16 protein-coding genes are annotated in these 18,277 nt (G+C 71.4%); 2 read left to right on the top strand and 14 right to left on the bottom strand.

Annotated features, from left to right (window positions below; genetic code table 11):
* Positions 1–121: 121 nt before the first annotated feature.
* The 13 genes from ACX6XY_RS14125 to ACX6XY_RS14065 all read right to left on the bottom strand — a co-directional run bounded on the left by ACX6XY_RS14125 (position 122) and on the right by ACX6XY_RS14065 (position 14,994).
* A complete protein-coding gene (locus ACX6XY_RS14125; protein WP_460329997.1) occupies positions 122–1,258 on the bottom strand; it encodes a pectinesterase family protein in 1,137 nt (378 codons plus the stop codon).
* Positions 1,259–1,302: 44 nt separating this feature from the next.
* Positions 1,303–2,616, bottom strand: coding sequence for a pectate lyase family protein (locus ACX6XY_RS14120; protein WP_460329995.1), 1,314 nt, complete (start codon positions 2,614–2,616; stop codon positions 1,303–1,305).
* Between the two features lie 34 nt (positions 2,617–2,650).
* Positions 2,651–3,478 (bottom strand): rhamnogalacturonan acetylesterase, encoded by an 828-nt coding sequence (locus tag ACX6XY_RS14115; protein ID WP_460329993.1) that lies wholly within the window; start codon positions 3,476–3,478, stop codon positions 2,651–2,653.
* A complete protein-coding gene (locus ACX6XY_RS14110) occupies positions 3,475–4,821 on the bottom strand; it encodes an ABC transporter substrate-binding protein (RefSeq protein ID WP_460329991.1) in 1,347 nt (448 codons plus the stop codon). Before ACX6XY_RS14110 ends, ACX6XY_RS14115 begins: the two co-directional genes overlap by 4 nt.
* Positions 4,818–6,449, bottom strand: a complete 1,632-nt coding sequence (locus ACX6XY_RS14105) for a glycoside hydrolase family 43 protein (RefSeq protein ID WP_460329989.1) — start codon at positions 6,447–6,449, stop codon at positions 4,818–4,820. The genes ACX6XY_RS14110 and ACX6XY_RS14105 overlap by 4 nt, the downstream gene beginning before the upstream one ends.
* Entirely contained in the window at positions 6,446–7,309 is an 864-nt protein-coding gene (locus ACX6XY_RS14100) for a DUF6807 domain-containing protein (RefSeq protein WP_460329987.1), read from the bottom strand. The genes ACX6XY_RS14105 and ACX6XY_RS14100 overlap by 4 nt, the downstream gene beginning before the upstream one ends.
* Complete coding sequence (locus ACX6XY_RS14095; protein ID WP_460329985.1) at positions 7,309–8,484, bottom strand: Gfo/Idh/MocA family protein; 1,176 nt, start codon at positions 8,482–8,484, stop codon at positions 7,309–7,311. Before ACX6XY_RS14095 ends, ACX6XY_RS14100 begins: the two co-directional genes overlap by 1 nt.
* On the bottom strand, positions 8,481–9,371 hold the full coding sequence (locus ACX6XY_RS14090) for a carbohydrate ABC transporter permease (protein WP_460330144.1): 891 nt from the start codon (positions 9,369–9,371) through the stop codon (positions 8,481–8,483). The genes ACX6XY_RS14095 and ACX6XY_RS14090 overlap by 4 nt, the downstream gene beginning before the upstream one ends.
* Positions 9,372–9,424: 53 nt before the next feature.
* Positions 9,425–10,381 (bottom strand): carbohydrate ABC transporter permease, encoded by a 957-nt coding sequence (locus ACX6XY_RS14085; protein ID WP_460329984.1) that lies wholly within the window; start codon positions 10,379–10,381, stop codon positions 9,425–9,427.
* A 102-nt stretch (positions 10,382–10,483) separates the two neighbouring features.
* On the bottom strand, positions 10,484–12,211 hold the full coding sequence (gene araD, locus ACX6XY_RS14080; RefSeq protein WP_460329982.1) for an L-arabinonate dehydratase: 1,728 nt from the start codon (positions 12,209–12,211) through the stop codon (positions 10,484–10,486).
* Positions 12,208–13,134 (bottom strand): dihydrodipicolinate synthase family protein, encoded by a 927-nt coding sequence (locus tag ACX6XY_RS14075; RefSeq protein ID WP_460329980.1) that lies wholly within the window; start codon positions 13,132–13,134, stop codon positions 12,208–12,210. Before ACX6XY_RS14075 ends, araD begins: the two co-directional genes overlap by 4 nt.
* The gene (locus ACX6XY_RS14070; RefSeq protein WP_460329978.1) at positions 13,131–13,778 is read right to left on the bottom strand and encodes a GntR family transcriptional regulator; all 648 of its coding nucleotides are present in this window, start codon (positions 13,776–13,778) and stop codon (positions 13,131–13,133) included. Before ACX6XY_RS14070 ends, ACX6XY_RS14075 begins: the two co-directional genes overlap by 4 nt.
* An 85-nt stretch (positions 13,779–13,863) precedes the next feature.
* Positions 13,864–14,994, bottom strand: a complete 1,131-nt coding sequence (locus tag ACX6XY_RS14065) for a hypothetical protein (RefSeq protein WP_460329976.1) — start codon at positions 14,992–14,994, stop codon at positions 13,864–13,866.
* Positions 14,995–15,105: 111 nt separating this feature from the next.
* Between ACX6XY_RS14065 and ACX6XY_RS14060 the strand changes: the two genes are divergently transcribed.
* On the top strand, positions 15,106–15,915 hold the full coding sequence (locus ACX6XY_RS14060) for an NAD-dependent epimerase/dehydratase family protein (protein ID WP_460329975.1): 810 nt from the start codon (positions 15,106–15,108) through the stop codon (positions 15,913–15,915).
* Positions 15,916–16,254: 339 nt separating this feature from the next.
* On the opposite strand, the gene ACX6XY_RS14055 is transcribed toward ACX6XY_RS14060, so the two are convergent.
* Positions 16,255–17,346 (bottom strand): amidohydrolase family protein, encoded by a 1,092-nt coding sequence (locus ACX6XY_RS14055; protein ID WP_460329973.1) that lies wholly within the window; start codon positions 17,344–17,346, stop codon positions 16,255–16,257.
* 130 nt (positions 17,347–17,476) lie between these two features.
* On the opposite strand from ACX6XY_RS14055, the gene ACX6XY_RS14050 reads away from it, so the two are divergent.
* Positions 17,477–18,277, top strand: an 801-nt coding sequence (locus ACX6XY_RS14050; protein ID WP_460329971.1) for a pyridoxal-phosphate-dependent aminotransferase family protein, incomplete at its 3' end; no start/stop codon positions are given.

The following is an 18,277-nucleotide window of genomic DNA, read 5'->3' as shown; positions in this document are numbered from 1 at the left end:
AGTCGGCGCTTCAGGTCACTTCTCTCACTCGAACCGCTGACGTGACCCGAACGCGCCGGTTGACGCACCGGAGCGCAGCGTTGACGTTCAACGAGCCGCCGCGCTCAGATGTCACGGTCTGTCAACTCCGCCAGTGCGGCCGCCAGTCGCCGAGATACCTCCCCCTGGTGTGTTCACGTGCCGCCGCGTCGGACAGCTGCGGGCGGTTCGCGGGTACCGAGATCTCCGCGCCGGGCCCCTTGTTGGCGTACTCGGCGAAGCGCTGCTCCTGCCACGGATACGCGTCACGCATGTTGGTGTAGGGCGCGACCGCGTCGGTGCCCGCGTCCAGCCGCGAGTCCCGTACGACCAGCGACGGCCAGGCGGTCGGGGCGGACGACGGCACCCAGGGCCGGGCCAGCTTGTACGCGCCGTCCGGCGCGCCGGAGGTGATACGGCACCGCAGCGCCAGGAAGCCGTAGGGCGTGGCGCGCGCGGTGGACGGGGCGAAGACCATGCCCTTGGGCGTGAAGTCGACGTCCCGGTCCAGGGTGTGGAAGCGGCAGTGCTCGAACACGGCGGTGGCCCGGCCGAACACGAAGTCCACGTCGCCCTCGACGTAGCAGTGCGCGAAGTACTGGCGGGCGACGAGGGACATATGGCGGGTGTCGGCGTACAGCGTGTCCTGGTGCCCGAGGAACCGGCAGTGGTGGAACGCCGAGCGGTCCCCCATCACCTTGATGGCGACGGCCTGGGTGTGGGTGATGTCCGGGTGGTCCGCGCGCAGCCAGTCGTTGGCGAAGGTGATCCAGCGCGCGGTGAACCCGTCCGGCCGCACGGTGGCGGTGGCCGATCCGGTGGTGCCGTAGACGCCGGAGCCGTCGGGCCGCTGGGTGCCCGCGGCGTTGTCGTACACGATGACGGTGTCGCGCGGGTCCTCGCTGGCGCCGATCAGTGTGAGGTCCTGCCGCGAGGTGGGGACGCTGACCGTCTCGCGGTAGCTGCCGGGGGCGACGACCAGGGTGAATCCGGCGCCGCTCACGGCGTCGACGGCGGCCTGGACGGTACGGAAGTCACCGCGTCCGTCCGGGTGTACGTACCGGGTCAGCGCGTCGCGGCGGGCGGCGGGCGACCCGTACCGTCCGAAGGGGCGGGCCGGGGTGCAGCGGCCGCGGCCTTCGTCGGCGCGGGCGGGCGCCGCCAGGCCCAGGGCGAGCGCGGCGCCGCTGCCCGCGGCGAGCAGCGAGCGGCGGGTCAGCCGGGGGTGTGCGGGGTGCACGGTACGGCTCCTTCCCTCAGCGGGGTGGCGGGGGTGCGGGCCGGTCACTTGAGCCGTCCCGCGCCGGCGCCCTTGCGGATCTTCTTCGGCAGGCAGGCGGGATGGTCGACCTGGGTGCGCAGTTCGGGCGTCCAGCCCGCGCCCTCGGGCAGTCGCTCGTCGGGCACGCCCGCGTTGTGCACGGCGATCAGATCGGTTTTCACGCCGTTGACGTAGTTGTTCTCGGCGGTGAGCGGGGACTCCTTCCACCGCTTCAGGATCCGCGCGGGGTCGACATGACCGGCGAGCGTGAAGGCGTTGTGCTCGGCGACGAGTTGCGACTCCAGGCCGATGCCGTAGGTGTAGCCGTAGACGCTGCCCTCGGTGGCGACGAAGTGGTTGTTGTACGAGTCGACCTGGCCGAAGCGGACGCGCGGGGCCCGCTCGTTGAGATCCTGGAACAGGTTGTGGTGCAGGGTGACGCGCAGCTTGCCGCGGTCCGTGTCACCGGCCTTGGTGCTGTTGCCGATCAACATGGTCTTGTCGTGGTCCTTGAGCACGTTCCAGGACACGGTGACCAGGTCGGCGCCGCGCACGATGTCGATCAGGCCGTCGTGCTGCTGGTAGAGCTGGCCGTAGTACCTGGGGGCCGCGCTGTCGGGGTAGCGGCCGTCGCTGAACGTGTTGTGGTCGAGCCAGACATGGGTGGAGCCGTACACGACCACTCCGTCGTACTCGGAGTTCCAGGCGCCCTTCGAGCCGTCGGTGGGATCCCACTGGGGGAAGCAGTCCAGTGCGCTCTCGACGTGGAGGTTGCGCACGATGACGTTGTCGACGCCCTTGATCTGCAGGCTGGCGCCGGTGATGCCCGCCTTCTTGCCGACCCCGACGACAGTGGTGTTGGAGGGGATGAACGCCTTGATCGCCGCGCTCTGGTTGGCGGCCGACTCGGCGCGCAGGTCCTCCTGTTCGCCGCTGACGGGGTTCTCGTAGCCCCAGGTCTCGGGGTCGTAGTCGGCGAGGTACCGGTCGAAGTCGTAGCCGTCCGCCTCGAACGCGGCGCAGCCGGACGCGGACCCGGTGTCCGTGGCGTCCAGGGTGCCGACCACCTTGACGATGCTCGGCGCGTCGCCGCCCGCGGCCAGGGCGGCCTTGAACTCGGCCCAGGTGGTGACCGTGTAGACGTGGTGGGCGTCGGCGGCGGCGCCGCCCGTGGTGCCGGTTCCCGCGGAGGCCCAGCCGTCGCCGTCGGCGAGCACCTGGCGGGCGGGGTCCTGCCGGGGCTTCGCCTGGGCGGGGGCGGCGGCCAGCGCGCCGAGGGCGAGCGAGGCGCACCCGATCAGCGATACGACGCGTACATGACACTTACTGACGTGCATTGCGGCTCCTTCTGGCTCCTGATGGTGGGGGGTTCTACGACCGCGGCCAGGTGATCCAGGACTCCGGGATCTCGTCGTCCAGCCGTCGTACGTCCCGGTGGGCGAGCACCCGCCGCTCGACCAGCCCGTCCGCGACCATGCGGGCGACGGCGATCGCGCCCGGCGGGTTGAAGTGGGTGTTGTCCTGCTCCGTCTCCGTCCAGTTGAAGTACCGCTTGGTCTCCTCGACGCCGAGCTTCTGCCAGAGCGCGAGGGACAGCGCCTGGATGTCGAGCAGTGCGACGCCTTCCTGGTCGGCGAGGGCCCGCATCGCCGCCGGGTAGTCGCCGTGGGACGACCTGGCGTTGCCGTCGGAGTCGAACCGCCTGCGCTCCACGGAGGTGAGCAGCACCGGCCGCGCGCCGCGCGAGCGCGCGCCGTCCAGGTACTGGCGCAGGTGGTCCTGGTAAGTGGTCCAGGGCTCGGTGTAGCGGTCCGGGTCCGCGCTCTTGGAGTCGTTGTGGCCGAACTGGACGAGCAGCAGATCGCCCGGAGTGATCGCGTCCAGGATCGGGGCGAGGCGGCCCTCGTCGATGAAGCTCTTTGAACTGCGGCCGTTCACCGCGTGGTTGGCGACCGTCAGGTTCTTGTGCAGGAAGAACGGGAGGGCCATGCCCCAGCCGGTCTCGGGCGCCGCGGCGGCGTACTTCTGGGCCGCGGTGGAGTCGCCCGCGATGAACAGGGTGCGCATCCGGCAGCGCCTCTCCTTGGAGTGGGTGTCGGCGGGACGGGAGTCCGCGAGGGCGGCCGGGGCCGCGGCGAGCGCGAGCGGAAGGCCCGCGAGCGCCGCGACGACCTGCCTGCGGGAGGCGGTGTGGGTCACTGCTGCTGCTCCTTCCACTCGGCCTGGCCCGCGTTGATCTGCTTGGCGAGGCTGTCCAGGAAGTCCTTCGCGGACTGCTTGCCGAGCATCACCTTCTGGAAGGCGGGCTCGTTCTCGGACTTGGAGATGGTGTTCCAGTCCGGCAGGTAGTACGGCAACTGGACGATCTTCGTGCTGCCGTCGTTCAGCGCGGCGGCGGCGAGCTTGGTGGGCTCGGCCTTCTCGATCCACGCGTCCTGCGCGGCGTCCTTGTGGGCGGGGATGGCGCCCGCCGACTCGTTCCACTTGCTGTTGGACTCGTGCGAGGCGGCGAACTCGATGAACTTCCAGGCCGCGGCCTTGTTCTTGCTGGACTTGAACAGGCCGAGCCCGTCGACCGGGTTGGACACCTGCACCCGCGTGCCGTCGTCCATGGTGGGCAGCGGGATGCCGCGGAACTTGTCGGTGCCGAGCGCCTTGGCGTGGTCCTGGTACGAGCCCAGGTTGTGGTTGAGCATGCCGATCTGGCCGCTGTCCCACTGGGCGACCATCTTGGTGAAGTCGTTGTTGAGGTCGGCCTCGGGGGTGGCCTTCTTGTAGAGGCCGACGTACTTCTCCAGCGCCGCCACGTTCTTCGGGTCGTTGAGCGTGGTCTTCTTCCCGGACTCGTCCCAGAACGAGGTGATCCCGGACTGGCCGTAGATCGCGTCCAGCGCCTGGGCGATGGAGCCCGCGCCGCCGCGGATGGTGTAGCCGAACTCGTTGTCGCCCTTGGACGTCAGCTTCTCGGCGGCCTCGTAGAACGCCGACCAGGTGGCGGGCTCCTCCAGACCGGCCTTGTCGAACAGGTCCGTGCGGTAGTACAGGACGCCGTTGTTGGCGGAGGTCGGCACGGTGAACGTCTGGTCCCGGCCGCCCGCGTTCCGGACGGACTCCAGCATCCCCTCGTTCAGCTTGCCTTCCAGGGCGCTGCCCTTGATCCGGTCGTCCAGGGGCTCCAGGGCCCCCTGCGCGGCGATCCCGGCGAGCATGGCCGCGCCGACGCCGCCGACGTCGGGCAGCCCACCGCCCTGGATCGAGGTGTCGTACTTGGACTGCACCTCGGTCGAGGCGACCGGAACGTACTTGACCTTGATGTCGGGGTGCTCGGACTCGAAGTCCTCGATGATCTCCTTCCAGATCTCGGTGCGGACACCGCCGTTGTTGTCCCAGAAGGTGATCTCGCCCTTGCCCGAGCCCTCGTCGCCCTTGTCGCCCGCGGCGCCGCCGCTGCCCTCGCCGCAGGCGGCGGTCAGGGCCAGGGCGGTGGTCAGGCAGAGCGCGGCGGAGGCACGGCGCCGTCTGCCGCTGTGGAAGATCGTCATGGTCGGCTCTTTTCTCCCTGTGTCGGGTGGTGACCCATCGGTGTGATCCGGAAGTGCGTGAAAGTGGCGGATGAGGCGGGGGCCTCTCCCGGCGGTAAGGGGTCCGCGCCGGGCGGCGCGGCGGCGAACAGGCCCAGCAGAGCGCCGACCCAGCGCCACGGCGTGGCGGCGAAGACCTCCCCGGACGGCGTCCAGCCGCTGCCGATGTCCGCGCTGAAGCGGCAGCGCGCGCCCTCGGCGACCTCGATCCGGAGCCGGGCCGAGCCGTCCGGCGCGGGCCGCCCGACGGCCGCGTCGCGCTCCCGCTCCGCGCCGGCCTCGGCGAACCGGTGGACCAGCCGTACGGACCCGTCGGCGGCCCGCTGGAGCCCGATCCAGCCGAACGCGTCGCCGAGTACGGCGAGCCCCGCCCTGGCGTCCGCCGCCGCGCCGTCCAGCCGGACGCCGACCTGCACCGTGAACCGCTCGGCGGGCGGCCGCTGCGTCAGCACGTTCGGCAGCCGCCGCAGGTCGTGCGCGTCGGCGGAGGGCAGGCAGGCCAGCCGCAGCCCGTCCCCGGCGTGCCCGGCGGTCCAGCCGGGCCGTGGGTTCGCGGTCCACTGCCACTGCGGCCCGTACCGGCCGCCGGGGAAGTCGTCGTCGGTGACGGGCGCCGCGACCGGCTGCCGGGGCAGCCGCGGCTTGGGGTGTACGGCGACGGGCTCGCCCGCGTCACCGAGCACCGGCCAGCCGCCCCCGCCCCCACCCCCGTTCTCGTCCTCGTCCTCGTCCTCGTCCTTCGCCCAGTGCATCGGCTGGAGATGGACGACCCTCCCGTACGCGCCGCGCGCCTGGAAGTGCAGAAACCAGTCCTCGCCCTCCGTGGTGCGCACCCAGCCGCCCTGGTGGGGTCCGTTGACCGGCGTGGCGCCCTGGCGCAGCACCACCCGCGCCTCGTACGGGCCGAAGAACTCCCGCGCGCGCAGGGCGCCTTGCCAGCCGGTCTCCACTCCCCCGGCCGGGGCGAAGATCCAGAAGTAGCCGTCGTGCCGGTAGAGCTTGGGGCCCTCCAGCGTGAACCAGCCCGGTATGCGGTCGCCGTCGACGACCGTCCGGCCCTCGTCGAGGAGCCCGCGTCCGTCCGGGCTCATCCGGTGGCCGGTGAGCCGGTTCTTCACCCCGGACCGCGACTTGGCCCAGGCGTGCACGAGGTAGGCCACGCCGCTCTCCTCGTCCCACAGGGGGCACGGGTCGATCAGCCCCTTTCCCGGCTTGACCAGGTGCGGGCTGCTCCACGGGCCGTCGGCCGCGGGGGCGTTGACCTGGTAGACGCCGTGGTCGGGGTCGCCCCAGAAGATCCAGAAGCGGCCGGCGTGGTGCCGCAGGGACGGCGCCCACACCCCCCGGTCGTGCCGGGGCTCGGCGAACTCCTCTTCAGGGACGAGGCGTTCGAGGGCGTGCCCGATCAGGGTCCAGTTGACGAGGTCGCGGGAGTGCAGCAGCGGCAGTCCGGGCGCGCGGCCGAAGCTGGAGGCCGTCAGGTAGTAGTCCTCGCCGACGCGCAGCACGTCGGGGTCGGACCAGTCGGCGTGCAGGACGGGGTTGCGGTAGGTCCCGTCCCCGAGGTCCGCGGTCCAGGGGCGGCTCACTCCTCGCTCACCGCCCGCCGTATGTACGCCGCCGCCTGGTCGCGGTCCAGGCGGCCGTCCGCGACGACCGTGACGATCCGCCGGGTGAGGGCGCCGCCCGCCTCGATCGTCGTACGGCGCTCGTGGGCGAGCGAGGAGCCGACGCCGGGGTATTCGGCGGCGCGCACGAACCAGGGGTCGCGGCGGGTCGGTTCGTCTCCCCCGGCGAAGACCAGGGTCCAGCCGTCCCCGGCGAGCGCGACCCAGTCGGCGGTGGACTCGTGTACCGCGCTCTCCCCCTCGGTGCGCGCCGTGAACACGGCGGGCGTCTCCTTCTCCCTGGGCGCGCGCCAGAAGAAGCCGCCGTAGGCCGCGCCGGGCCGGCCGTTGGTGGCCGGGCTGCCGAGGGTCAGCGGGCCGTCCGTCGCGTTGCCGAGCGCGAAGGAGAAGTCCAGCGCCCAGGCCTGGCCGGTGAGTTCGCGGGCGGTGACGGTACGCCGCTCACGCAGCAGCCGGGTGCCGTCGGCCGTCCAGGACAGCTCCTCCACGAAACCGTTCGGGTCCCGCAGGGGAAAGCCTTCGTGCTGCTGGGCCCCGTGGTTGTCGAGGGCGACCGGCCCCCGGTCGCGGACGAAGGTGCGGCCGCCCCAGAAGTTGCGGCCCGCCACGTCGGGCACCGCCACACCGGCCCCCAGGTGGTGCGGGTGGTCGTCGGGCATCAGCTCGGTCACCGAGACGCCGCCGAGCGTGGTGACCGGGTGCAGATACGGGCGCGGCGAGTGATCGCGATCGAGGGTCGGCCGGTAGACGCAGCGGCCGACGACCCGCCCGCCGAGGCGCAGGTCCAGCGCGTCAGGTGCGCCGGTCGTGTCAGGTGTCATCAGCAGGCCTCCTGAGTGGTGCGGGTGCGGGCCCAGGGGGCGTCCAGTTCGGAGTAGAGCGAGCGGGTCTCGGCGCCGGCCGCCACCAGGGCGTCGACGCCGTGCACGACCCGGCGACCGGCCCCCTCGCCCGGTATCCGCCGCCAGGCGTCGGCGGGCAGCGGCCGGGGGTCGGGCGCCCGCCGGACCGCTTCGACGACCCGCATGAACGCGCCCGTCGCCTCGGCCGGGACCAGGAGTTCGGCACGCCCCGCGAGGTGGTCGACGAGGTTCTCCAGCAGATCGGTGCGCCCGTACGTGATCTCCTCCGGCCCGTGGCCCGCGCGCTGGAGCAGCACCCGGTCCTCCGTGTACCAGAAGGTGATCCGGCCGCGGGTGCCGTGCGCGATGACGTACGGCGCGGTGTGCTCGGCGGCGCACAGCGTGGCGGTGACGGTGACGTCGGTGCCGTGCGCGCCGTGGACGCGTACGCAGGAGGTGTCGTCGGACTCGATGGCGTTGGCGCGGAACAGTTCGGCCGTGACGCCGGTGACGTCGGCGGCCCGCGTGGTGCCGTTCAGGGCGAGCCCGGTGGCGACGGCGTGGGCCAGCGGGTTGGTGAGTACGCCGTCCACCACGTCGGTGCCGCCCAGGCGGCGGCGTCCGGCCCAGGGGGCGCGCCGGTAGTACGCCTCGTCGCGTACCCAGGCTCCGGCCCCGCCGACCCCGACCAGGTCTCCGACGGCGCCGGAGGCGATGAGGTCGCGGATCGCGGGCAGGGCGTGCGAGCCGAGCGACTGGAAGCCGATCTGGCAGCGCGCCCCGGCCGCCGCGACCCCGTCCGCCATCCGCCGGAACTCGGCTTCCGACGGCGCGGGCGGCTTCTCCAGCAGCAGGTGGGCTCCGTGCCGGGCGGCGGTCAGCGCGAGGTCGGCGTGGGTCTGGATCGGCGTACAGATCACGGCGACGGCGGCGCCGGTGGAGCGCAGCAGCGCGTCGAGGTCGGCCGACTGCTCCGGCGCACCGAGTCCGGTGAATCCGGCGAGTTCGGCGGGTTCCAGCGGGGTCAGCTCACAGATTCCGGCGAGCCTGACCCGCCCGGCGCGCTCCAGCCTGCGCAGGTTCTCCAGGTGGGAGCGGCCGTGGCCGCGCGCGCCCGCGAGGACGACGGGCAGCGGTTCGGCGGTGGCGCTCATCCCTTCACCGCCCCGGCGCTGAACCCGGTGATCAGGAACTTCTGGATGAAGGCGAAGACGATGACGACCGGGACGGCGGCGATGACACCGCCCGCGGCGAGCGCGCCCAGGTCGACGCTGTCCGCGCCCATCAGGGTGTTGAGGCCGACCGGGATGGTCTGCTTGTCCTGGTCGCTGAGGAACATCAGGGCGAACAGGAAGTGGTTCCAGCTGTGCACGAAGGCGAAGGAGCCGACCGCGATCAGGCCGGGCCGCAGCAGTGGCAGCACCACCGCGCAGAAGGCCCTGAAGCGGGAGCACCCGTCGACCCAGGCGGCCTCTTCCAGCGAGTAGGGCACGTTCTTGATGAAGCCGCTGATGAGGATCATCGACAGCGGCAGCTGGAAGACGGTCTCGGCGATGACGACGCTGGCCAGCGAGTTGATCATCTGGAGTTCGGCGAAGATCTGGAACAGCGGCACCAGCATCAGCGCGCCGGGGATGAACTGCGAGCACAGCAGCGCCAGCATGAAGCCGCGCTTGATACGGAAGTTGAAGCGGGCCAGCGCGTAGCCGCCCGCGAGGGCGACGAGTGTGGTCATCAGCAGCGAGGCGACGCCGACGATCAGGCTGTTCTGGAAGAACAGTCCGAAGGACCGCTCGGTCCACACCTTGTCGAAGTGCTCGAACGTGATCGGCCAGGGCACCAGGGACGAGGAGCCCGCCGGGCGCAGCGCGAACAGCAGCATCCAGTAGAAGGGCACGAGCGTGAACAGCAGATACAGGCTCAGCGGCACATACAGCTGCCAGCGCGGGACCTCGTCCCAGGCGCGCCTCTCGCGGCGCGGTCGCCGGGTGCCGGGCCCGCCCGGAGCGTCGGACGGTGCCGCTGTGGCGGTGTCCGCCACAGCGGGGTCCTCGGCGGTCGCTCGGGAGGCTTCCGGTGCTTTCTCGGAGGTGATCACTTGTCCTCCCCTCCGAACTTGCTCAGCCGCAGATAGACGATCGAGCAGAACAGGAGGATCACGAACGCGACGGTGGTCAGGGCGGAGGCGTAGCCGAAGTCGTGGGAGTCCACCGCGATGCCCGCGATGCGCAGCGGCAGTGTGGTGGTCTCGCCCGCGGGCCCGCCGCCGGTGAGGGTGTAGAGGAGGTCGACGTTGTTGAACTCCCACACCGCGCGCAGCAGGGTGGCGAGGATGATCGCGTCCTTGAGGTGCGGCAGGGTGATGTGGAAGAACTGCTGGAACCGGCTGGCCCCGTCGACCTCGGCCGCCTCGTACAGGTCCTTCGGGATGGACTGCAGGTCGGCGAGGATGAGGATGGCGAAGAACGGGACACCGCGCCAGAGTTCGGCGACCACGACGGCCGGGAAGACGGTGGCGGTGTCGGACAGCCAGGACGTGCCGTGCTCGCCCGCGCCCAGCTCGGCGAGGTAACGGGTCAGGCCGGTCTGGGAGTTGTAGAGCAGCAGCCAGATCGTCGAGGTGAGGACGCCGGAGACGGCCCACGGTGAGAAGACCAGGGCGCGGGCGACGCCGCGGCCGATGAAGGTCTGGTTGACGATCAGGGCGAGCACGAGACCGAACAGCAACTGCAGGCTGACCTCGGTGACAACCCACTGGAAGCTGAAGGTGAGGGTGCGCCAGAAGTCGGGGTCTTCGGTGAAGGCGCGGACGTAGTTGTCGAAGCCCGCGAAGCCGTCGCGCCAGGGCTTGGTGGGGTTGTAGTGCTGCAGGCTGTAGTAGAAGACGCTGCCGACCGGGTAGGCGATGAAGCCGAGCATCAGCAGCCCGGCGGGCGCGATCAGCAGGTAGGGCAGCTTGCGGGGGGTCGCGTTCCCCGTGCGGCGCGGGGTGGGTTTCCGGCCGGGTGGCGGTCTGCGGTCCGGTGGCGCCACGGCTGTGTCCTGGGCCATGACAGTTCTCCGTTCTCAGGGTCTGGCGGCGGTGAAGCGCTTCGCGGACACCGTTCGATATCTCGTGCATACGGGAGGCCACCCGGCCGGGCGGGGGGGGTGTCAGCCCGCGTACGGTTCCGGGACGCTGCCCGGCCTGGCCAGGAAGGCGAAGTCACAGCCGGTGTCGGCCTGGGTGATCTGCTCGTGGTAGAGGGCGCCGTAGCCGCGCTCGTAGCGCTCGGCGGGCGCGGTCCACGCGGCCCGGCGCCGCGCCAGCTCCGCGTCGTCCACCCCGAGGTGCAGCGTCCGGGCGGCGACGTCGAGGGTGATCGGGTCGCCGGTGCGCACCAGCGCGAGCGGCCCGCCGACATGGGACTCGGGCGCCACATGCAGGACGCAGGTGCCGTAACTGGTGCCGCTCATCCGGGCGTCGGAGATCCGCACCATGTCCCGTACGCCCTGCTTGAGCAGGTAATCGGGGATGGGCAGCATGCCGTACTCGGGCATGCCGGGCCCGCCCTTGGGGCCCGCGCCGCGCAGCACCAGGACGCTGTCGGCGGTGATGCCGAGGGCCGGGTCGTCGATGGTGCGCTGCAGGGTCCGGTAGTCGTCGAACACGACGGCGGGCCCGGTATGTTCGAGCAGCTGCCCATCCGTGGCGATGTGCTTGATCACCGCGCCGTCCGGGCAGAGGTTGCCGCGCAGTACGGCGAGGCCGCCCTCGTCGGCGACGGGGTTGTCACGGGTGCGGATCACGTCGTCGTCGTGCACGAGAGCCGGTGCCAGCTGCTCGCCGAGGCTCCCGTTGACGGTGGGCCGGTCCAGGTGCAGCAGATCGCGGATCCGGGACAGGAATCCGGGCAGCCCGCCGGCGAAGTGGAAGTCCTCCATGAGGTACGGGCCGCCGCCCGGCCGGACGTTGGCCAGCACGGGCACCGTACGGGCGATCCGGTCGAAGTCGTCCAGGGTCAGCGAGACTCCGGCGCGCCCGGCCATCGCGATCAGATGAATGACCGCGTTGGTGGACCCGCCAAGCCCGAGCACGGCGGTGACCGCGTCCTCGAAGGCCTCCCGTGTGAGCACCCGCCCCAGTGTCAGGTCCTGCCATACGAGGTCCACGATCCGGCGTCCGGACGCGGCCGCCATCCGTTCGTGCCCGGAGTCGACGGCGGGGATCGAGGACGCGCCGGGCACGGTGACGCCGAGCGCCTCGGCGGCCGCGGTCAGTGTGGACGCCGTGCCCATGGTCATGCAGTGGCCCGGCGACCTGGCGAGACCGGCCTCCAGCTCGGACAGTTCGCAGTCCCCGACGAGCCCGGCCCGCTTGTCGTCCCAGTACTTCCACATGTCCGTACCGGAACCCAGCACCTCCCCCCGCCAGTGTCCGGGAAGCATGGGCCCGGCCGGAACGAACACGGTGGGCAGGTCAGCGGACGCGGCGCCCATCAACAACGCGGGAGTCGACTTGTCGCAGCCACCGAGCAGCACCGCCCCGTCCACCGGATAGGAGCGCAGCAGCTCCTCGGTCTCCATGGCGAGGAGGTTGCGGTACAGCATCGGCGTCGGCTTCTGGAAGGTCTCGCTGAGCGTCGACACCGGGAACTCCAGCGGGAATCCCCCGGCCTGCCAGACGCCCCGCTTGACGGCCTGGGCCCGGTCCCGCAGGTGCGCATGGCAGGGGTTGATGTCGGACCAGGTGTTGAGTACGGCGATGACCGGCTTGCCGAGGTGTTCCTCGGGGAGGTAGCCGAGCTGGCGGGTGCGGGCGCGGTGGCTGAAGCTGCGCAACCCGGAGGAGATCTCGGAGCCGTACCACTGGTGGCTGCGCAACTGCTCCGGGGTCCTCATATATCCCACCCCTTGACGATGGCCGCGACTTCGGCGCGCTGGTCTTCGGGCAGCGGCGTGGCGGGGGAACGCACCTCACGGCGGCACAGCCCGAGGGCGTACAACGCCTCCTTGACAACCGACACATTGTTGGCCGAACTGTCAGCGGCGCGCAGATCCTCCAACCGGCGAATCCGCTCCCACACCTTCATCGCGGCCGGGTAGTCCCCCGCCCGCAGGGCGTCCAGCATGCCGAGCGAGAGGCCCGGCGCGACATTGACAAGCCCGGAGGTGAACCCGGTAGCCCCGCCAGCGAAGTAGGAGGGCGCGTACAACTCGGCGAGCCCCGCGACCCAGACGAACCGGTCAAGCCCCGCGTCCCGGCTGAAGGCCGCGAACCGCGCCGCGTCCGGTACGGCGTACTTGGCGCCGATGACGTTCGGGCACGCCTCCCCCAGCTCGGCGAGCCGCTCCCCGCTCAACTGCGGGTTGCGCACATACGGAACGACACCGACCGCAGGCACAGCGTCCGCGATCGCCCGGTGGTAGTCCAGCCAGCCGTGCTGGGAGACGTACGGGTGCACGGGCTGATGCACCATCACCATGGTGGCGCCATACCGCTGGGCGTGCAGCGCGGCCTCGACGGCGGTCGGCACGTCATGCCCGACCCCGCCCAGGATCACCGCCTCGCCACCGGCCTCGTCGGCGGTCAACTCCACCACGGCACGGCGCTCGTCGGGTGTCAGCGTGTAGAACTCACCGGTATTGCCGTTCGGCGTCAGGGTGCGCACACCACCGTCGATGAGACGTCGCACCAGGACTCGGTGGGCGTCCTGGTCGATGGCGCCGTCCTCGGTGTACGGGGTGACGGGGATCGCCACCACATCCGCGAGCGCGGCGCGCTGCGCGGCGAACTGCTCCGGGTGCGGAGCGGGGTTGGTCATGCCTGCTCATCCTCTTCCGGGAAGGCGCGTGCGACGAAGGACGCGATATGGGTGTGCAGGGCCAGGGCCGCGGCGTCGGAGTCCCCGGCCAGCGCCAGGCGCAGAATCTCCCGGTGCTCGGCGGCCTCGCGCTCCCAGGAGGGGGTCTCGGACCATGCGACGGCGGACACCAGGGCGGCCTGGTCGCGCACCTCGTCGAGCATCTTGGACAGCAGCGGGTTCCCGCACGGCAGATACAGCGCGCGGTGGAACTCCCGGTTGGCCAGGGAGCGTTCGGCCGCGTCGGCGGCGGAGTCCGAGCGCTCCAGCGCCTCGCGCGCCACGTCGAGCGAGGCGCCGCGCCGCACACTGCGGCGCAGCGCCTCCGGTTCGAGCAGCAGCCGCACGTCGTATACCTCGCGGGCCATGGTCGCGTCGACCATGCGCACGGTGACGCCCTTGTACTGACTCATCATCACGAGCCCGGTCCCGGCGAGGGTCTTCAGCGCCTCGCGCACGGGCGTCTTGGACACCCCGAACTGCGCGGCCAGCTCCGACTCGACCAGTGCCTGCCCCGGAGACAACTGCCCCGTCAGGATGCGGTGCTTGATCGCCTCGAGCACATACTGCGTGCGGGAGGGGATCGGGGTCGGCGCGGAGGTCATGGGCTCCCTCAGATCTCACATATCGCGTCTCATATATGACGTACGAAGTACGACGCGATGAAGGTAAGAGGGGCCCGATGTTTCGTCAATGCTTCTGACAAAAGAACTTCCGCACCGCGTCCAGGTCGGCGTCCGACGCCAACCCCGCGTGATACAGCCGCAGTTCCGTAGCCCCCAGGTCAACGGCCCGCGCGACGTCCTCACCCAACCGCTCCGGACGCCCGCCCATCCCCGAGACGACCATGAGGTTGGCGGCAACCACAGCACTCCCCCCGCCAAAGGCCACAAGCCCCTCACCCGCACAGGGCACCACCACCCCATCCGCGACATCGAGGACATGCGCGGGATCAACCCCGACATTGGCGCCGCAGCGATACCCGACCGGATCAGCGTGCAACAGCACCTGAAAGCCGTCAGCGGCGGCGGCCCGCACCGCACCGACCACCGACTCCTGCACCTCACGGGCGACCCGCCCCCGCCACCCGAGCGTCACGTCAACCCAGTCACCGTCCGGAAACCGCTCGCTGTCCCCGCCCGCCCACATCGCATCCAGCGCCGCCCGCACCCACCCCGCGAGCTCATCCGGATCACACCCACCCCCCGCATACCCCTCCCGGCAAACAGCACAAAAACACAACGACATCAAATACTGACCGGCATCCCCCAACGCACCCCCTCCGGTCTTGTCGTGCGCGTGCAGATGCGCGAACCCGTACCAGCCACAGGACTCCAACTCAGTCCCGCGCGCACCGGGCCGCACCGCGGCCTCGGCCGCCAGTTCGACCAGGTACGCACGCGTAGCGGGCTGCGCGATACAGGGCGCCCACCCATAACGATCGCCATAGGCGTTGACCACGCACACATCCGGATGCTCCGCCCCCAGCCGGGAGTTGTGCGCGAGCACCACCCAGGAGTGCACCTCAAGCCCCGCACCGGCCAGCGCTTCGGCCGCCTCGGCGTACGCGTCACCGGGAGCCCAGTCCCCGGCCGCGTACGGCCTCAGCCGCCGGCCGTCCCAGCGCTCGCCCGGCGGATAGAGCACGGCGGCGTACTCCGCCGTCACGATCCGGTGCCGCGGATGACGCGGCGTCAACGCGCGCGTGGAGTGGTACGCCGAAGCGAGCGTCACCTGTTCCACGCCGAGCCCGGCGAGCCTGCGCGGGGCGTCCGGGTCGCCGACGACATCCCAGGGATACAGAAAGACCGAGGACTTCACAGACACTCCTGTACATGCATATATTCTGCGTCTACATCTCTGAACGCGCTTACGCTAGGGCGGCGTTGCACCGCAGGTCAACGAACCAGTCCTGCGCACCGAGGAGGCACCTTGCCCGCTCCCCGCACCGTCCTGCTCACCGGCGCAGCCGGCGGCCTCGGCACCCTGATGCGGGAGCTCCTGCCCGCGTACGGCTACGACCTGCGCCTGCTCGACGCGGCCCCGATCCCGGACGCGCCCGACGCGATCACCGCCGACCTCGGTGACCAGGCGGCCCTGCGCGCCGCCGTGCGCGGGGTGGACGCGATCATCCACCTGGCGGGCATCTCGCTCGAAGCCCCGTTCCCCGACATCCTCAAGGCGAACGTCGAAGGCACATTCCACCTCTACGAGGCCGCACGCCAAGAAGGCGTCCAGCGCGTCGTGTTCGCGTCCTCGAACCACGCGGTGGGCTTCACCCCCCGCCCGCACGACGCCGGCCCACGCATCGGCACCGGCACACGCCACCGCCCCGACACGTTCTACGGCCTGTCGAAGTGCTTCGGCGAGGATCTGGCCCAGCTCTACTGGGACAAGCACGGCCTGGAGACCGTGTCGGTGCGCATCGGCTCCTGCTTCCCGGAGCCGACGTCGGTGCGGATGCTGTCCCTGTGGATGAGTCCGGGCGACTGCGCGCGGCTGTTGCACGCGGCCCTGACGGCCGAGGATGTCGGCCACACCGTCGTCTACGGCTCATCCGCGAACACTCGACTCTGGTGGGACCTGTCCACGGCGCGCGCCCTCGGCTACGACCCTCAGGACGACTCCGAGGCGTATGCGGCGGAGCTGTTGGCCGCGGAGGGGGAGCTTGATCCGGGTAACCCCGATCACGCCCACCTGGGCGGCCACTTCTGCACCCACCCACCGCAGTGGGCACGCTGACCACGGGTTGCCCCGTGTCCCCCCTCCGGGGAGGGGGTCGCCCTGCGGGCCCTGTCGGACCGGCTAACCGGGTCGGGGGGTTGTGCCCACCCGTTCCGCCCTGCGGAACGTATGCCCACAACGGGGAAACGGACAGCCGCTCACGGAGGTGAGGGGGTGGGGTGGGGGGTGCGAGCGGAGCGGGGACTGTGACCTGGGCAGCACGCGGTTCGCAGCTTCCGGGCAACCAGTCGCCGTGAGCACGTACCCCCCCCCCCACCCCCGACCCACCACGAACAGAACGCACGCACCGCCGCGCACGCGGGGCCGGGGCCCCGCGCTCACCCCACGGCAGCGCGCTCAGCCGACGACCACCCCGTTCAGCACCACCCGCCGCGGCGCCGCCAGCACCCGCACATCCGCGCGCGGATCCTCCCCGTACACCACGAGGTCCGCCGCCGCCCCCTCCTCAAGCCCCGCCCGCCCAAGCCACGCCCGAGCCCCCCACGTCGCCGCGGACAACGCCGCGACCGCCCCAATCCCCGCCCGCGTCAGCTCCACGACCTCCGCCGCCGCCAGCCCATGCGCCAACGAGCCCCCCGCGTCGGTCCCCACGAACACCGGCACCCCGGCGTCGTACGCCGCCCGCACCGTGTCATACCGGCGCGCGTACAGCCGCCGCATGTGATCGGCCCAGATGGGGAACTTGCCCTCACCGCTCTCGGCCAGCTTGGGAAAGGTCGCGATGTTCACCAGGGTCGGAACGATCGCGACCCCGCGCTCCGCGAACAGCGGAATCGTGTCCTCGGTGAGCCCGGTGGCGTGCTCGACGCAGTCGATCCCCGCCTCGACGAGATCACGCAGCGAGTCCTCCGCGAAACAGTGCGCGGTGACCCGCGCACCCAGCCGGTGCGCCTCCGCGATCGCCGCCTGGACCGCGTCCCGCGGCCAGCAGGCCGACAGGTCGCCGAGCCCGCGGTCGAGCCAGTCCCCGACGAGTTTGACCCAGCCGTCCCCGCGCCGCGCCTCCCGCGCCACATACGCGACCAGCTCATCCGGCTCGATCTCGTGCGCGTAGTTCCGGATGTACCGCCGGGTACGAGCGATGTGCCGCCCCGCACGGATGATCTTCGGCAGGTCCTCGCGCTCGTCGATCCAGCGGGTGTCGGACGGCGATCCGGCGTCCCGGATCAGCAGCGTCCCGGCCTCCCGATCGGTGAGCGCCTGCTTCTCGGCGACGTCCGCGGCCACCGGCCCATGGGCGTCAAGACCGACATGGCAGTGCGCGTCGACGAGGCCCGGCAGCGCCCACCCCTCGACGGTGCGCACCTCACGTGCCCCGACGGGCCGGGTGTACGACACCCTCCCGCCGATGACCCACAGCTCGTCCCGTACGTCATCGGGCCCGACCAGCACCCGCCCCTTCACCCGCAGCACCGCGCCATCGCTCATATAAGGCAGCCTAGAACGCTCTGGATACGCTCAAAACCCACCCGCCAACTCACCCGCCAACCTCACCCCACCCCACACACCCCACACACCCCACCCCACCCCACCCCACCCCACCAACAGAGAGCACCACGTGACCCACCCCCTCCTGAACCTGCCCCCGCTGACCGCCGCACACTTCGCCGCGATCGAGCGGCGGGTGGCGCGACTGCTGCACACCGAGCAGGACGTCGTGATCATGCAAGGTGAGGCGCTGCTGCCTCTGGAGGCCTGCATCCGCTCCGGCGCACGCCCCGGCTCCACCGCGCTCAACGTGGTCACCGGCCCGTACGGCCAGACCTTCGGCGACTGGCTGCGCGACTGCGGCGCACAGGTCGTGGACCTGACCGTCCCCTTCCACACGGCGGTGACCGCGGAACAGATCGAACGCGCGCTCACCGAGCACCCGGAGATCGACTTCGTCTCCCTGGTGCACGCCGAGGCCGCGACCGGCAACACCAACCCGGTCGCCGAGATCGGCAAGGCGGTGCGGGCGCACGGCGCGCTGTTCATGGTCGACGCCGTCGCCTCGGTGGCCGCCGAACCGCTGCTGGTCGACGCCTGGGGCGTGGACCTGTGTGTGATCGGCGCGCAGAAGGCGATGGGCGGCCCCGCGGGCGTCTCGGCGGTCTCCGTGAGCGACCGCGCCTGGCAGCGGTTCGCGGACAACCCGCGCGCCCCGCGCCGCTCGTACCTGTCGCTCCTCGACTGGAAGGAGCGCTGGATCGACGGCGGCCGCCGGGCCCTGCCGCACGCCCCGGCGCAGCTGGAGATGCTCGCGCTCGACGCGTGCCTGGAGCGGATCGAGTCGGCGGGCGGCCCGGCCGCGGTGGCCGCCCGGCACGCCCGCGCGCGTATAAACAACAGACGCGGCCGGCGCGTATGCCGGTGTGTA

The organism is Streptomyces sp. O3 (assembly GCF_054788135.1).
The sequence above is the reverse complement of the archived record's forward strand: the minus strand, read 5'-3'. Positions and strand labels throughout refer to the sequence as shown.

What these genes read in the sequence shown, in the direction of transcription:
- ACX6XY_RS14070 (WP_460329978.1), bottom strand. Translation starts at nt 13,778, where the DNA reads ATGACCTCCGCGCCGACCCCGATCCCCTCCCGCACGCAGTATGTGCTC.
- ACX6XY_RS14110 (WP_460329991.1), bottom strand. Translation starts at nt 4,821, where the DNA reads ATGACGATCTTCCACAGCGGCAGACGGCGCCGTGCCTCCGCCGCGCTC.
- ACX6XY_RS14055 (WP_460329973.1), bottom strand. Translation starts at nt 17,346, where the DNA reads ATGAGCGATGGCGCGGTGCTGCGGGTGAAGGGGCGGGTGCTGGTCGGG.
- ACX6XY_RS14100 (WP_460329987.1), bottom strand. Translation starts at nt 7,309, where the DNA reads ATGACACCTGACACGACCGGCGCACCTGACGCGCTGGACCTGCGCCTC.
- ACX6XY_RS14120 (WP_460329995.1), bottom strand. Translation starts at nt 2,616, where the DNA reads ATGCACGTCAGTAAGTGTCATGTACGCGTCGTATCGCTGATCGGGTGC.
- araD (WP_460329982.1), bottom strand. Translation starts at nt 12,211, where the DNA reads ATGAGGACCCCGGAGCAGTTGCGCAGCCACCAGTGGTACGGCTCCGAG.
- ACX6XY_RS14075 (WP_460329980.1), bottom strand. Translation starts at nt 13,134, where the DNA reads ATGACCAACCCCGCTCCGCACCCGGAGCAGTTCGCCGCGCAGCGCGCC.
- ACX6XY_RS14085 (WP_460329984.1), bottom strand. Translation starts at nt 10,381, where the DNA reads ATGGCCCAGGACACAGCCGTGGCGCCACCGGACCGCAGACCGCCACCC.
- ACX6XY_RS14095 (WP_460329985.1), bottom strand. Translation starts at nt 8,484, where the DNA reads ATGAGCGCCACCGCCGAACCGCTGCCCGTCGTCCTCGCGGGCGCGCGC.